Source organism: Parachitinimonas caeni (genome assembly GCF_030129945.1).
Classification (GTDB): domain Bacteria; phylum Pseudomonadota; class Gammaproteobacteria; order Burkholderiales; family Chitinimonadaceae; genus Parachitinimonas; species Parachitinimonas caeni.
Window position 1 is genome coordinate 1 of sequence record NZ_JARRAF010000175.1, and the last position, 509, is coordinate 509.

Here is a 509-nt window from a genome sequence, read left to right on the forward strand (position 1 = left end):
AGCTTCAGTTCGTAAGTAACGTGAATATCACGCGTCGGCTGCAGTACGGCGCGGGTATCCCACACCAGGCCCTTGCTATCCCAATACCAGCCGGCTTCGACCGGCCGGGTGGCCGGGGATTTATAGCTGAACTGCGCTATCTGGGTCACATCCGGCCGCGTGGCCTCGATCACATAGGTCTGGCCATTGGCGGTGTAGGTAAACTCGATGTGTGAGACCGAACCGGGCAGGTCAATTTTTACCAGCTCGACATTCTGCGGAATCTCGGTGCCGGCGGTGCGATCGACACTGCCACGACGCAGCAGATTGGCCGGGTCGCGGCTATTGCCCTTGTAGAGGTCGTAGCGGAATTTCATCCAGGACTGAGGCGCCTGGTTACCGTGTTCGAACACCAGGCCACCCCAGGCATTGGCCTTGGCGTTGACCGACGCAACTTCGCCGTTCTCGCCGGTGAGCACCAGCAGCAGATCACTGTTAGTCACTCCCGGCAGATCGATCAGATGCAGGTT

At 59.3% G+C, this 509-nt stretch carries 1 protein-coding gene; it reads right to left on the bottom strand.

Annotated features, from left to right (window positions below; all coding sequences use genetic code 11):
* The coding region (locus tag PZA18_RS24180; protein WP_284103447.1) for a hypothetical protein at window positions 1–482 on the bottom strand (482 nt) is incomplete at its 3' end.
* Between the last annotated feature and the right edge of the window lie 27 nt (window positions 483–509).